Origin of the sequence: Curtobacterium sp. MCBA15_005 (assembly GCF_001864855.1) — a bacterium.
In the GTDB taxonomy this organism is placed as follows: Bacteria; Actinomycetota; Actinomycetes; order Actinomycetales; family Microbacteriaceae; genus Curtobacterium; species Curtobacterium flaccumfaciens.
Genome location: NZ_MJGL01000003.1, coordinates 658,630 through 672,592, shown reverse-complemented (window position 1 = coordinate 672,592; position 13,963 = coordinate 658,630). Strand labels below are relative to the sequence as shown.

The 13,963-nt window shown below is 70.4% G+C and carries 13 protein-coding genes; 12 read left to right on the top strand and 1 reads right to left on the bottom strand.

Annotated elements, in window-relative coordinates; all coding sequences use genetic code 11:
- Positions 1-242: 242 nt before the first annotated feature.
- From BIU89_RS04270 to BIU89_RS04225, 10 genes are all read left to right on the top strand, one after another.
- Positions 243-1,685, top strand: a complete 1,443-nt coding sequence (locus BIU89_RS04270) for a sugar porter family MFS transporter (RefSeq protein ID WP_051596806.1) — start codon at positions 243-245, stop codon at positions 1,683-1,685.
- A 322-nt stretch (positions 1,686-2,007) separates the two neighbouring features.
- Positions 2,008-2,925, top strand: a complete 918-nt coding sequence (rpsB, locus tag BIU89_RS04265) for a 30S ribosomal protein S2 (RefSeq protein ID WP_027465874.1) — start codon at positions 2,008-2,010, stop codon at positions 2,923-2,925.
- An 88-nt stretch (positions 2,926-3,013) separates the two neighbouring features.
- Positions 3,014-3,841, top strand: coding sequence for a translation elongation factor Ts (tsf, locus tag BIU89_RS04260; protein ID WP_071244853.1), 828 nt, complete (start codon positions 3,014-3,016; stop codon positions 3,839-3,841).
- A gap of 127 nt (positions 3,842-3,968) precedes the next feature.
- Positions 3,969-4,688: a UMP kinase gene (gene pyrH, locus BIU89_RS04255; RefSeq protein ID WP_027465872.1), complete on the top strand. Its 720-nt coding sequence runs from the start codon at positions 3,969-3,971 to the stop codon at positions 4,686-4,688.
- A 46-nt stretch (positions 4,689-4,734) separates the two neighbouring features.
- Positions 4,735-5,289, top strand: coding sequence for a ribosome recycling factor (gene frr / locus BIU89_RS04250; RefSeq protein ID WP_071244852.1), 555 nt, complete (start codon positions 4,735-4,737; stop codon positions 5,287-5,289).
- Between the two features lie 65 nt (positions 5,290-5,354).
- Positions 5,355-6,299, top strand: a complete 945-nt coding sequence (locus tag BIU89_RS04245; RefSeq protein ID WP_071244931.1) for a phosphatidate cytidylyltransferase — start codon at positions 5,355-5,357, stop codon at positions 6,297-6,299.
- Between the two features lie 77 nt (positions 6,300-6,376).
- Entirely contained in the window at positions 6,377-6,925 is a 549-nt protein-coding gene (locus tag BIU89_RS04240; protein WP_027465869.1) for a DivIVA domain-containing protein, read from the top strand.
- A gap of 147 nt (positions 6,926-7,072) precedes the next feature.
- Positions 7,073-7,981, top strand: coding sequence for a lytic transglycosylase domain-containing protein (locus BIU89_RS18860; protein ID WP_254791480.1), 909 nt, complete (start codon positions 7,073-7,075; stop codon positions 7,979-7,981).
- A 12-nt stretch (positions 7,982-7,993) separates the two neighbouring features.
- Entirely contained in the window at positions 7,994-8,296 is a 303-nt protein-coding gene (locus BIU89_RS04230) for a hypothetical protein (protein ID WP_071244851.1), read from the top strand.
- A complete protein-coding gene (locus tag BIU89_RS04225) occupies positions 8,293-9,030 on the top strand; it encodes an alpha/beta hydrolase (protein ID WP_071244850.1) in 738 nt (245 codons plus the stop codon). The genes BIU89_RS04230 and BIU89_RS04225 overlap by 4 nt, the downstream gene beginning before the upstream one ends.
- 87 nt (positions 9,031-9,117) lie before the next feature.
- Here BIU89_RS04225 and BIU89_RS04220 read toward each other — a convergent pair whose 3' ends face one another.
- Positions 9,118-10,959, bottom strand: a complete 1,842-nt coding sequence (locus tag BIU89_RS04220; RefSeq protein ID WP_071244849.1) for a hypothetical protein — start codon at positions 10,957-10,959, stop codon at positions 9,118-9,120.
- A gap of 182 nt (positions 10,960-11,141) precedes the next feature.
- Here BIU89_RS04220 and BIU89_RS04215 point away from each other — a divergent pair, with 182 nt between their 5' ends.
- Both BIU89_RS04215 and BIU89_RS04210 read left to right on the top strand, forming a co-directional pair.
- Positions 11,142-12,884 carry a hypothetical protein gene (locus tag BIU89_RS04215; protein ID WP_027465866.1) on the top strand — a complete coding sequence of 581 codons (1,743 nt, stop codon included), beginning with the start codon at positions 11,142-11,144 and terminating at the stop codon, positions 12,882-12,884.
- Positions 12,881-13,891 carry a tetratricopeptide repeat protein gene (locus BIU89_RS04210; RefSeq protein ID WP_071244848.1) on the top strand — a complete coding sequence of 337 codons (1,011 nt, stop codon included), beginning with the start codon at positions 12,881-12,883 and terminating at the stop codon, positions 13,889-13,891. Before BIU89_RS04215 ends, BIU89_RS04210 begins: the two co-directional genes overlap by 4 nt.
- Positions 13,892-13,963 lie beyond the last annotated feature (72 nt).

Sequence of the window (13,963 nt, the reverse complement as noted above, 5' to 3'; positions counted from 1 at the left end):
CCTGGGGAGGAACGTGCGGCCGACGGAAGCGACAGAATCGACGTCGTACGACGGCGACAGTGTCGTCCAGCGTCGGCGCGCAGGGCCCGCCCGTCCCGATCACGCCCCGGTTATGACCAGATCCCGAGCGAGGAGTACAGTCGGGGCCGCTCCGGAACACGCAACGCCGCTCGGACGGCGAACCAGCCGACCGCCGGGGCACCGTGCTGCACACCGGCACGGCGGCAGAACCCAGGAGCATCGTGTCCACCACGACCACCGGGCACGGCGAAGACCGTGCGTTCAAGGGGAAGGTCACCCTGTTCGCCATCGCGGCGGCGGTCGGTGGCTTCCTGTTCGGCTTCGACTCGTCCGTCATCAACGGCGCCGTCGACGCGATCAAGGGCGAGTTCAACCTCTCCGACGCGGCCAGCGGCTTCGCCGTCGCCTCGGCCCTGATCGGCTGTGCGTTCGGCGCCTACTTCGCCGGCCGCCTCGCCGACCGCTACGGCCGCACCCGGATCATGTTCTGGGCCGCCGTGCTGTTCTTCGTCTCGTCGATCGGTTCGGCGTTCGCGTTCGCGACGTGGGACCTCGTGATCTGGCGTCTCGTCGGCGGTCTCGGCATCGGTACCGCCTCGGTCATCGCACCGGCGTACATCTCCGAGGTCTCCCCGAAGGCGATCCGCGGACGGCTGGCCTCGTTCCAGCAGCTGGCGATCACGCTCGGTATCTTCGCCGCGCTCCTGTCCGACCAGCTGTTCGCCGTCACCGCGGGCAGCGCCTCGGCCGAGGTCTGGGGTCTCGCGGCCTGGCGCTGGATGTTCCTGGTCGGGGTGATCCCCTCGGTGGTCTACGGCGTCCTGGCGATCACGCTGCCGGAGTCCCCGCGCTACCTGCTCACCAAGGGTCGTGCTGACGACGCGCGCGTGGTGATGGGCAAGATCGTCCCGCGCGACACCGTGAACACGAGCCTGGAGGAGATCCAGGACGGCATCGAGAAGGAAGCCAACGAGAAGAAGGGCTCCATCCGGGGCAACCGCTTCGGGCTCCAGCCGATCGTCTGGGTGGGCATCATCCTGGCCGTGCTGCAGCAGTTCGTCGGCATCAACGTGATCTTCTACTACTCGACGACGCTCTGGCAGGCCGTCGGCTTCAAGGAGGAGGACTCGTTCCTCATCTCCACGATCACCTCGGTGGTCAACGTCGCCGTGACCTTCATCGCGATCTTCCTGGTCGACAAGGTCGGCCGCAAGCCGCTGCTCGTCGCCGGCTCGGCGGGCATGTTCGTCTCGCTCACCATGGTCGCCATCGCGTTCTCGCAGGCGACGATCGTCGACGGCAGCCCGAGCCTCCCCGGCTCGTGGGGCGTCATCGCGCTGATCTTCGCGAACCTCTTCGTGGTGTCCTTCGGCGCCACGTGGGGTCCGCTCATGTGGGTGCTGCTCGGCGAGATGTTCCCGAACCGCATCCGCGCCACCGCGCTGGGCATCGGCTCGGCCGCCAACTGGATCGCAAACTTCATCGTCACGATCTCGTTCCCGGTGCTGTCCGGCTTCAACCTGACGGTCACCTACGGCATCTACGCGCTGTTCGCGTTGCTGTCGCTGTTCTTCGTCATCGCCAAGATCCCGGAGACCAAGGGCCGCTCGCTCGAGGAGATGGGCATCTCCGCCGACGGCGACACCGTGGACGCCAAGGCCTGATCGGCCGGTCGCGCACCGCGTCCGTTCCGCACGGATCGCCGGACAGGAGGCCCGGATCACGTCAGCCGCGAGGCGCGCGTGATCCGGGCCTCCCTTCTGTTAGCATCTATCCAGCAGCGTGCTGATGCGCGCTGACTTCGCGTGTCCACCAAGCCCTCACGGGCTCGGTACCCGACCACCGGTCCTGCTCTCACGAGCGGGCGGTCGCGTGCCAGGACACCAGGGACCACGACCGACGGTCGTGATCGACACAACCGCAACAGGTCCGCAGCGACGTGCGAGAGCACGGCTGCGCGCCGAGAACACAGAAGGAGGACGGCACATGGCCGTCGTCACCATCCGCCAGCTGCTCGACAGCGGCGTCCACTTCGGACACCAGACCCGTCGGTGGAACCCGAAGGTGAAGCGCTTCATCCTCGCCGAGCGCTCGGGCATCCACATCATCGACCTGCAGCAGTCGCTGGCCTTCATCGACCGCGCGTACGACTTCGTCAAGGAGACGGTCGCGCACGGTGGCACGATCCTCTTCGTGGGCACCAAGAAGCAGGCCCAGGGCTCCATCGCCGAGCAGGCGACCCGCGTCGGCCAGCCGTACGTCAACCAGCGTTGGCTCGGCGGTCTGCTCACGAACTTCCAGACGGTCTCCAAGCGCCTCGCGCGCATGAAGGAGCTCGAGGAGATCGACTTCGACGACACGACGAAGGGCTTCACCAAGAAGGAGCTCCTCATCAAGAAGCGCGAGCTGGACAAGCTCCACAAGACCCTCGGTGGTATCCGCAACCTCACGCGGACCCCGAGCGCGCTCTGGATCGTCGACACCAAGAAGGAGCACCTCGCCGTCGACGAGGCGCAGAAGCTCGGTATCCCGATCATCGGCATCCTCGACACCAACTGCGACCCCGACGAGATCACGTACCCGATCCCGGGCAACGACGACGCGATCCGCTCCGTCGGTCTCCTGACCCGCATCGTCGCCGACGCAGCGGCCGAGGGCCTGAAGACCCGCCACAACGGTGGCGACGAGGACGAGGCCAGCGAGCCCCTCGCCGAGTGGGAGCAGGAGCTCCTCGGTGGCGAGACCGCCGCCACGACCGAGGCGCCCGCCGCCCCCGTCGAGGAGAACGACGCTGATGCGCAGGTCGCCGCGAAGGAGATCGGCGAGCCGATCGCCGACGAGGCGAAGAACGCGGAGCCGACGGCCGAGGCCGAGGCAGCCGCGGAGACCACCCCCGCCGAGTGAGTCGCCGGGGCGCCGGACCCCACCGGGTCCGGCGCCCCGACTGCACTCCACTCTCCACACACGTACAGTCCAGAAAGGACTCCAGTCAATGGCAAACTTCACCGCTGCTGACGTGAAGAAGCTCCGCGAGGACCTCGGCGCCGGCATGATGGACGCGAAGAACGCGCTCGTCGAGGCCGACGGCGACTACGACAAGGCCGTCGAGCTGCTCCGTATCAAGGGTGCCAAGGCCGTCGCCAAGCGCGACGACCGTGCCACCTCCGAAGGTATCGTCGTCGCGACCTCCGAGAACGGCGCCGCCACGGTCGTCGAGCTCGCGAGCGAGACCGACTTCGTCGCGAAGAACGAGAAGTTCACCACCCTCGCCGACAAGGTGCTGGGCGCGGTCGCCGCTGCCGGTGCCGCCGACGTCGCTGCCGCCAACGCCGCACCGCTCGACGGCAAGACCGTCCTCGAGGTCGTCAACGAGTCGGCCGCCGCGCTGGGCGAGAAGCTCGAGGTCCGCACGGTCCGCCGTGTCGAGGGCTCGGCCTTCGAGATCTACCTGCACAAGACCAGCCAGGACCTGCCGCCGCAGATCGCCGTCGTCATCGCGTACGAGGGTGACAACGCCGCCGAGGCACGTTCGATCGCGCAGCACGTCGCGTTCGCGAACCCGACGTACCTGACGCGCGACGAGGTCCCGGCCGAGGCCATCGAGAAGGAGCGTGCGACCGTCGAGGCGATCACGCGCGAAGAGGGCAAGCCCGAGGCTGCGCTCCCGAAGATCGTCGAGGGCCGGGTGAACGCCTACATCAAGCAGGTGTCGCTCCTCGACCAGGACTACGCGAAGGACAACAAGATCTCCGTCGCGAAGGCCGCCGAGAACGCCGGCATCACGATCCAGGGCTTCGCCCGCGTCAAGGTCGGCGCGTAACGAACCCGTGACGGGGTCAGGAACCAACGAGGTTCCTGGCCCCGTTTTTCGCGCGCACCGGCACGGCACGCGTGCGACACATCCGCGAGTACATTTCCACGAGACCACGACGAAGGGTGCGGACCAGATGACCGACGAGAAGACCGGACGACGCCGCGTTCTGCTGAAACTGTCGGGAGAGGCGTTCGGCGCCGGCTCCCTCGGCGTGAACCCCGACGTGATCGGCACCATCGCCAAGGAGATCGCCGTCGCCGCGCGCGAGGTCGAGATCGCGATCGTCGTCGGCGGGGGCAACTTCTTCCGCGGTGCCGAGCTCTCGCAGCGCGGCATGGACCGCGGTCGCGCCGACTACATGGGCATGCTCGGCACGGTGATGAACGCACTCGCGCTGCAGGACTTCCTCGAGCAGGCGGGAGCTGCCACCCGCGTGCAGTCCGCCATCGCGATGACCCAGGTCGCCGAGCCGTACATCCCGCGGCGCGCCGAGCGGCACCTCGAGAAGGGCCGGGTCGTCATCTTCGGCGCCGGTGCCGGACTGCCGTACTTCTCGACGGACACGGTCGCGGCGCAGCGTGCGCTCGAGATCAAGGCGGACGAGGTGCTCGTCGCCAAGAACGGCGTCGACGGCGTGTACACCGCCGACCCGAAGAAGGACGCCTCGGCCGAGAAGCTGCACCACGTGACCTACCAGGACGCGCTGCTGAAGGGCCTCAAGGTCGTCGACGCCACCGCGTTCTCGCTCTGCATGGACAACGGCATGCCGATGCACGTCTTCGGCATGGAGGGCGAGGGCAACGTCCAGGCCGCGATCCGTGGCGAGCGCATCGGCACCGTCGTCAGCAACTGACCCCCGCGCTGACTAGACTCGACGCCAGTACCGAAGGAGTAACACCGTGATCAGTGATGTCCTGACCGAAGCCACCGAGAAGATGGCGAAGGCTGTCGAGGTCGCCAAGGACGACTTCTCGACCGTCCGCACCGGCCGCATCAACGCGGCGCTCTTCCAGAAGATCCCGGTCGAGTACTACGGCACGCCGACGCCGCTCGCGCAGCTCGCGTCGCTGCAGACCCCCGAGGCCCGCACGCTCATCGTGACGCCGTACGACAAGACGGCGCTCAAGGAGATCGAGCGCGCGATCGCGACCTTCCCGAACCTCGGTGCCAGCCCGACGAACGACGGCGACATCGTGCGCGTGACGATCCCGGAGCTCACCAAGGACCGCCGCAAGGAGTTCGTCAAGCTCGTGCGGACGAAGGGCGAGGACCACAAGGTCGTCGTCCGGAACATCCGCCGCAAGGCCAAGGACGACCTCGACGCACTCAAGGGTGAGATCTCCGACGACGAGATCTCGCGCGGCGACAAGGACCTCGAGGTCCTGACGAAGAAGCACGTCGACCAGATCGACGAGTCGCTGAAGAAGAAGGAAGCCGAACTCCTCGAGGTCTGATGCGTCGCTCCGACCAGGGCGATGACCGCCCCACAGCAGAGCACGGGCCCGCGTCGAGCGGGCCCGTGAAGAAGGGGCTCCGTCAGGACTTCGATGCGCGTGCACGAGCGGCGCGCACCGACTTCGAGGCGCAGCTCCGCCAGCGCAAGGCCGACTTCGGCGCGCGCAACGAGGCGCTGACCGCGCGGACCGGGCGCAACCTGCCGGCAGCGATCGGCATCGCGCTCGCGTTCGCCGTCGTGATGCTCGGCACGCTGCTCCTCTGGCCGCCGTCGTTCATGGTGGTCGCGGCGTTCCTGCTGGGCGTCGGCGTCTACGAGCTCACGAGCGCGATGCGGTTCGCCGGGCGCGACGTCCCGCGGATCCCGAGCGTCGCCGTCGCGATCGCGATCGTGCCGGCGGCGTTCCTGGTCGGGCAGGTGGCGGCGCTGTTCACCCTGCTCGGCGGCATCGTCCTGATCAGCGTCTGGCGCCTGGTCGAGGTCGCCGTCGCGCGGCAGAAGCCCCCGGCCGGCAACGTCGCCCGTGACCTCACCAACGGGTTGTTCGTCCAGGCCTACATCTCCCTGCTCGGCGCCTGCGTCGTGCTGCTCTCCGCCCAGCCGGACGGCAACCTCTGGGTGATCGGGTTCATCCTCGTCGTCGTCGCGGTCGACACCGGCGCGTACGCCACCGGGCTGAACCTCGGCAAGCACCCGATGGCACCGCGCATCAGCCCCAGGAAGACGTGGGAGGGCTTCGCCGGGTCCGTGGCGGCGAGCATCGTCGTCGGCATCCTGGTGGCCCTGTTCATGCTCGGGCTGCCCTGGTGGACGGGCGTCCTGCTCGGTGTGCTCATCTCCGGTTCGGCCACGCTCGGCGACCTGACCGAGTCGATGATCAAGCGCGACCTCGGCATCAAGGACATCTCGTCGTTCCTGCCCGGACACGGCGGCCTGCTCGACCGCATCGACAGCATCCTGCCGTCCGCCGCGGTCGCCTACGTGCTGTACCTGATCGTCAACCACTGACCGCGCTCGTGTCGGGCTGAACGCCGCACTCAGCGCGTCCAGGTTGTGCCACGGGTCCGGACTGGCAGAATGACGCCGTGGCCACCACCTTCCCGACCGCAGCCCGTTCCGCCCTCGGTTACGACGTCGACGAAGTCGAGCGTTTCCTCGAGGACGCCCGGCGCGCGTACTCCGCCGACGACAGCGCCCCCGGCATCGAGGCCGCGAAGATCCGCGCCACGGCGTTCTCGATGCGCAAGGGCGGGTACTCCACGTCGCACGTCGACGCTGCGCTCGAACGGCTCGAGGACGCCTTCGCGGCCCGTGAGCGTGAGCGGGAGATGAGCGAGGTCGGCAAGAAGGCCTGGTACGCCGAAGCGCGGACGAAGGCATCCGACGTCGTGGCGCGGCTCGAGCGGCCCGACGGCCAGCGGTTCAGCCGGGTCAACGTGCTCGGCACCGGCTACCACCCGAAGGACGTCGACGCGTTCGCCGCCCGGCTCGCCGGGTACTTCCGCGAGGGAAAGCCGCTCAGCCTCACCGAGGTCCGTTCGATCGTCTTCCGCCCGAAGCACGGCGGGTACCGCGAGGCGCAGGTCGACGCGCTGCTCGACGCCGTCGTCGAAGTGATGCTCGCTGTCCGGTGACGACGCGCTGTCCCCAGGTGCTTCGCTTTCCGTGATCGTTCCGTTACCCTGGTCCTACTCATGGGCAGGCACACGGCAGACTCAAGCTCCGACCGCGATACCCGCGAGCACCTCAGCCTCCAGGCTTCCGGTGAGCGCCGCGCGGCAATGCAGCGAACCCGTACGACGGAGACGTCGGCGTTCGGGGTGACCCCGCAGGCAGCGCCCGCGACGACGGGTCCGGTCGCCACGCCGAAGTCGGTGGCGGCGAACCGCGTGTCCGACGAGCGCGTGGCGTCCTTCGCGCACGACGCCCTCGTCGACTCTGACGAGCGTCCCGCGAAGCAGCGCACCGCGACGGTGCAGCGCCGTGCGACGCCGAAGCTCGGCAAGCCCGCCGCTTCGTCGGTGAACGGCGTGGCCCGCAAGCGCGCGACGGCCCCGATGATGTCCTTCGTCGGTGTGTTCCTGTTCGTCGGCGGCTCGCTGTTCAACCCGCTGCAGGCCGACGTGGCACAGGCCGCGGTCGACACCCCGGTGCTCGTGAAGACCCCGCCGGCGCCGCAGCAGTACACCGCGCACGGCACCTACGCCGTGGCCGCCGCCGACCGTGACGGCTACGACGTCACCGTCCCGGCCCCGAAGGTCGTCAAGCCCGTCGTCGAAGAGGACGAGGCCGACGCCGAGACCACCGACGACACCGCGGACGCCGCGGCCACCGAGACCCAGCCGGTCTCGGCCGCCAACACGCTGGCCGCCACCGCCGCGACGCCCGACCCGGGCAGCGCGCAGGCGATCGCCCTGCAGCAGGTCACGGCTCGTGGCTGGGGGACCGACCAGTACAACTGCCTGGTCTCGCTGTGGAACAAGGAGTCCGGCTGGCGCGTGAACGCCTACAACCCCAGCGGTGCGTACGGCATCCCGCAGGCCCTCCCCGGCAGCAAGATGGCCACGGCGGGCGCCGACTGGCAGACCAACCCGGCGACGCAGATCACCTGGGGTCTCAACTACATCGCCGGCGTCTACGGCACCCCCTGTGGTGCCTGGGGGCACAGCCAGGCCAACAACTGGTACTGATCGGCTGCTCGGGTGCCGCGCAGCAACCGACCGCGGCGTCCCCGTGGTCGCGACGTCGAGCCTGACGAGGAGACCACCCTCGACCGGCTGATGAGCTCGTGGAAGCGCACCGAGGTCCGTCACGGTCGCGAGTACCAGGTGCAGCCGATCTCGGCCGCGTCGGCGCAGAAGGAGTACATCTGCCCGGCGTGCGGCAGAACCGTCGTGCCCGGCACCGCCCACGTGGTCGTCTGGCGCGCGGACGGCGTGCTCGGTGACGCCGCCGACCTGGCGTCACGCCGGCACTGGCACAACCACTGCTGGAGCATCGCATGACCGATCACGACACCGAGATCCGATCCGCCACCGAGCTGCCGGCCCGGCGCACCGAGGTCGAGCTCGTCACCGACGACCACCTGACGCTCGTCGGTGAGCTCGCTGAGCCCGCCGACACCTCGGCCCGTGGAACCATCGTCACGCTCCACCCGCTGCCCACCGCGCGCGGGTTCATGGACTCACACGTGCTCAAGAAGGCCGCCGCGCGGTTGCCTGCCCTCGCCGACATCGCGGTGCTGCGGTTCAACTTCCGGTCCGTCACGTCGCCGCGCGGCACCTCCGAGGGCGTCTTCGGCGAGGGCGTGTCCGAGGGCTTCGACCTGCGAGCCGCCGTCGCCGAGGTCGTCGACCGCGGCCTGCCGACCCCGTGGCTGGTGGGGTGGTCCTTCGGCACCGAGGTGATCCTCAAGCACGCGCTCGAACACGTCGGGGCCGGCACGGTCGCCGGGGTCGTCCTGCTGTCCCCGCCGCTGCACCGTACCTCGGACGAGGAACTCGCCCGCTGGGCTGCCGTCGGGGTCCCGGTCGTGGCGCTCGTCCCGGAGCACGACGACTTCCTGCAGCCCGAGGCCGCGGCGGCACGGTTCGCACTCGCCCCGAACGTCCGGGTCGTGCCGGTCGCGGGCGCGAAGCACCTGTGGGTGGGGGAGCGGTACGTGCGGATCGTCCTTGACGCGATCGCCGACCTCGTCGTGCCGGGCAGCGCGCCGCTGCCGACCCACTGGCCGGTCTGACGACGCCCGGAAGACGCCCTGCGGCCCGCCATCTGCACCAGGTGGCACTGCCTGGAGGCGCGGGTCGCGCCTCCAGGCAGTGGACCGTCAGCGTTCGGTCGCGTCCACGTCGTCGTCAGCGTCCGCATCGGACGCTGCGGCGGGTGCCGTGCCGAGCAGGCCGGTGGCGTTGGTGAGGACCCCGCGGAGGTTCTCGAGGTACCCCGCGACGGCTTCGCGTTCGGTCCGGATCGCCGCCAGGCGGTCCTCGGCCTCGGCGATGACGCCAGCGGTGCGCTCCTCGGCGTCGGCGACCATGCGGTGCACCCGGTCCTGCGCGTCGGCGACGATGGTGCGCGCGTGCTCCTGCGCCTCGGCCGTGCTGGTGCGCTCGAGGTCGTCGGCCTCCTGCTGCAGGCGCTCGGCGCGTTCACGGGCCTCGGTCGCACGACGCGTGGCCTCGGCGAGCTGCAGGTTCGCCTCGTCCAGGTACTTCTGCGTCTCGGTCACCGTCTCGTGGTGCTTCCGCAGGTAGTCCTGCTCGGCGTCGTCACGTCGGGAGGCGAGCTCCGACTCGAGCGTCGTGCGGGCTTCGTCGCGCTCCCGGGCGATCTCGGCGCGGACCTCGTCGCGCTCCTTCACCAGGGCGGCGCGGGCGGTGTCGATCTCCTGCCGCAGGGCGGTGCGCTCGGCCTCGAGCACCCCGAGCTCGGCGGTGCGGCGGTCGGCGATCTCGGTGTCGACCTCGGCGTGCTCACGCTCGCGTCGGGCGGCGATGGCGTTCTCGTGCTCACGGAGGGCACGTTCGGCTGCCGCTTCGGCCTCCGCGCGCTCCTGCGCGATCCGGGCGTCGTGCTCCTCGAGCTCACGGGCGATCCGGTCGGCGGTCTCCTGCACCAGGCGCGCGTTCTCGACGCGGGTCTGTTCCTCGTCGACGCGGAGCTGCGCGCGGGCCGCCTCGATCTCCTGCTCCAGTGCGGTGCGGGCGGCGGCGAGTTCGCGGTCCCACTGGGCGCGGGCGGCGGCGAGTTCCTCGTCGAGCTCGCGGCGGCGGTCGGCGACCTCGGTGTCGAGCTCGGCGCGGCGACGCGTGACCTCGGACTCGAGTTCGGCGCGACCGGTCTCGAGGGCCAGCGCGTGTGCCTGCTGCTCCTCGTCACGCTCACGGTGCCAGGCGGCACGACCCTCGGTGACCTCGCGCTCGAGGGCCTCGCGTCGGGTCGTCTCCTCGCGGTCGAGGTCCTCGGTTCGGCGGGTGTGGTCGGCCTCGAAGACCGAACGGCGGTGCTCGGTCTCGCGGTCGAGCTGGGCGGCGGCGGTGCGGGCCTCGGCGGACTCCCGCTGGGCGATCTCGCGCAGCTCGGCGACCTCGTGCTCGACCTGGGCGCGCAGGGCGTTCGTCTCGCGGATGGCGATGGAGCGGACCTCGGCGGCCTCGGTCACGGCGGCACCGCGGATCGCGGCAGCTTCGTTGCGGGCGTCCTGCGTGAGCAGGCCGGCCTCGGCGCGGGCGCGCTCGACGGTGTCGGCTGCCTCGGCGCGGGCGAGGGTGAGCTCGTTGGTGGCGCGGGTGCGGGCGTCCTCGAGGGTGTCGCGCGCTTCTTCCTGTGCTTCGCGGACGGTGCGCTCGGCTTCGGCGCGGCTCGAGGCACGGAGCCGCTGGGCGTCGATGTCCGCCTGGCTGATGAGCCGGGTCGACTGCTCCTCGGCCACGCGCAGGGTGGACTCGAGGCGGGTGCCGAGTCCGCTGTACGTGGGGGTGCCGGCTTCGTCGAGCTCACCCTGCAGCTCGGAGACCCGGGCCTGCAGGAGACGGATCTCCTTCGCGGCGTCGGCGCGGTCGTTGTTCGACTTGATGAGCTCGCGTCGCAGGTCGTTCAGCGAACGCTCCACCTCGTCGCGGCGGTACCCGCGCAGCTCGGTTCCGAACTCGGCCTCGTCGTTCGCCACGTGTCGCTCCTGGGGTCGGCAGCGGGCCAGGTTCGGCCCGCGGTCGATTGTAGTGGGGGCCGGAGCGGGGCGTCTGAGTCCGGCGACAGCGCGGATTGATGCACTGTCCAGCGTTGCTCGCTATCCTGAGTCGCTGATTCGCGCGCCGACATCCCCACCCCGGCGCGGTAGGGAGAGAGTTCGTGCGATTCGTCCTGGCGATCGTCAGTTTCGTCATCGGTCTGCTGCTCGTGGCGCTGGCGGTGGGACAGCGGACCGTGTTCGCGCCGCCGTCCTCGCTCGTGGCCGAGAGCTCGACGACCAGTTCCGCCCCGGTGACGGTGATCCCGGGGACGACCCTCAACGCCAACCCCGGCTACCAGCGCATCAACGTGTCCGGCTCCGGCAAGGTCTTCGCCGCCTACGGCAAGACCGCCGACGTCGACGCCTGGATCGGTGAGGCCGAGCACACCACGCTCCGCTTCGACGCCGAGAAGGGATCCCTGGTCGGGTCGACCACTGGCAGCGAGACCAGCGTTCCCTCGCCCAAGGGCAGTGACCTCTGGTACCAGGAGTACGACGGTGCCGGGCAGTTCACCGTGCGTCTGCCGCAGGACGTCTCGGTGCTCGTCGTCAGCGACGGCAAGGCCGCGGCCCCGAGCGACGTGTCCGTCACCTGGCCGCAGGACACCGCGACCCCGGCGGTCGGTCCGCTGCTGGTGGCCGGTGGCGTGTTCGTCGTCGGAGGCCTCGTGCTGCTCGTCCTCGCGTTCCTGCACCAGCGCCGCGGCCGCGGCCCCCGTCGTCGCAGTGGGGGCAGCCGGCCGCCGCGGGTGCGCGCCTCGCGCCGGGCTGCCGCAGCCGGCGCGCAGGTGCCGCGTCCTGGTCGCCGTGGCTCGCGCGCCTTCGTCGGTGTCCCGGTGCTGCTCGTCGGTGCCCTGACCCTGGCCGGCTGTTCCTCGGACTACTGGCCGCAGGGTGGCGACCCGTCGCTCGCCACCGCGACGCCGACGGCCACTGCCACCGGGGCGGCGGACACGACCGAGCCGACGGCTGCGACCAAGCAGCAGATCACCCGCGTCGTGCAGCGCACCGCCGCCGTGGCGAAGCAGGCCGACGAAACCCGTGACAGCAGGCTCGCCGGGACCCGTTTCACGGGTGCCGCGCTCGAACTGCGCGAGGCGAACTACGCGATCCGCGCGAAGGACGCGGACGTCAAGGCGCCCCCGGCGATCTCGGCCGCGCAGGTGTGCGTCGCGCTGCCGCAGCAGACCGACAGCTGGCCGCGCACGGTCTTCACGATCGTCGCCGAGGACTGCGACGCCAAGTCGGCGCCGCAGGCCCTGACCCTGGTGCAGGACAGCGCCCGTGATCCGTACAAGGTGGCGTACGACGTCTCGCTCGAGGCCGACGCGAAGATCCCGAGCCTCGCGCCGACGACGATCGGTGCCGCACTGCTCGCGCCGGAGTCGAAGCTCCTGACGATCCAGCCCGACCAGGTCGCGACCGCGTACGGCGACATCCTGTCGAAGGACACCGCCAGCGAGTACGCCGACCTGTTCGCGACCGAGGGCGATGCGCTCCGCACCACCATCGGCAAGGCGTACAAGGACAAGAAGGCCAAGGCGCTGCCGGACACGGCGAAGATCGAGTACTCGTCCGAGGTCCCGGCCGACTCCGCCGTCGCCATCGCGACCGACGACGCCGGTGCCCTGGTCTCCGCCGACCTGGACGAGGTCGAGAAGGTGACCCCGACCGCCTCCGGCGCCGAGGTGAACACCGAGGGTGCCGTCAAGGCACTGTCCGGCGTGGACACGAGCAAGAAGGGCATCAGCGCGACCTACAGCGTCCAGCTGCTCTTCTACGTGCCGCCGGTCGCCTCGGATGGCAAAGTGGTCCTGCTCGGGTTCACACAGGGCCTGACCGCAGCGAGTGAGGTGCAATGAGCAACATCCCCCTGACCCCGTCCGGGCTCCGCGGAGCCGTGGACCTGTCGTCCCTCGTCGACCGCGCACAGCGGCCGGCCCAGCCGTCCGGTGCTCCGGCCCCGGCGGGTTCCCCTGGCGGTGCCGTCCCCGGCACCGAAGCCGGCACCGTGAACGGCGCTGACCTGACCGTCCCGTCGCTCGTGATCGACGTCACCGACGCGACGTTCCAGGACGTCCTGCAGCTGTCGACCGTCGTCCCGGTCATCGTGGACATCTGGGCCGAGTGGTGCGGGCCGTGCAAGCAGCTCTCGCCGATCCTCGAGCAGCTCACCGCGGAGTACGACGGCCGCGTGGTGCTCGCCAAGGTGGACGCCGACACGAACCCGCAGCTCGTGCAGGCGTTCCAGGCGCAGTCGATCCCGACCGTCGCAGCCGTGATCGGCGGGCGCCCGCTCGGGCTCTTCGTCGGGGCACTGCCCGAGGCGCAGGTCCGCGACGTCTACGAGCAGGTGCTCCAGGCGGCCGAGCAGAACGGCGTGACCGGTCGCGTCACCGTCGACGGCGCGGCAGCCCCCACCGACGCCGAGCAGGGCGAGCCGGAGCCGGAGCCGCTCCCGCCGCACCACCAGGCCGCGTACGACGCGATCGAGCGTGGCGACTACGCCACCGCCGTCGAGGAGTACAAGACCGCGATCCTGCAGGACCCGCACGACCAGATGGCCGTCGCCGGACTCGCGCAGGTGTCGCTGCTCGACCGGCTCAACGGTCGGACGGCCGACGAGATCCGTGCGGCAGCAGCCGCCGGTCCGCAGGACGTCCAGGCACAGCTGGCGGTCGCCGACCTCGACATCTCGGGTGGGCACGTCGACGATGCCTTCGGGCGTCTGCTCGACCTCGTGCCGACGGTGTTCGGCGATGACCGCGAGGCCCTGCGTGTCCGGCTCGTCGAGTACTTCGAGCTCATCGGCAGCGAGGACCCGCGCGTCGTCGCGGCGCGTCGCCGCCTGGCGAACGCCCTGTACTAGGCCCGCAGGGTCGGCGCGGCGAAGAAGACGCCGTCGTCACACCGAGACGCCGCCGGATCCGGCGGCGTCTCG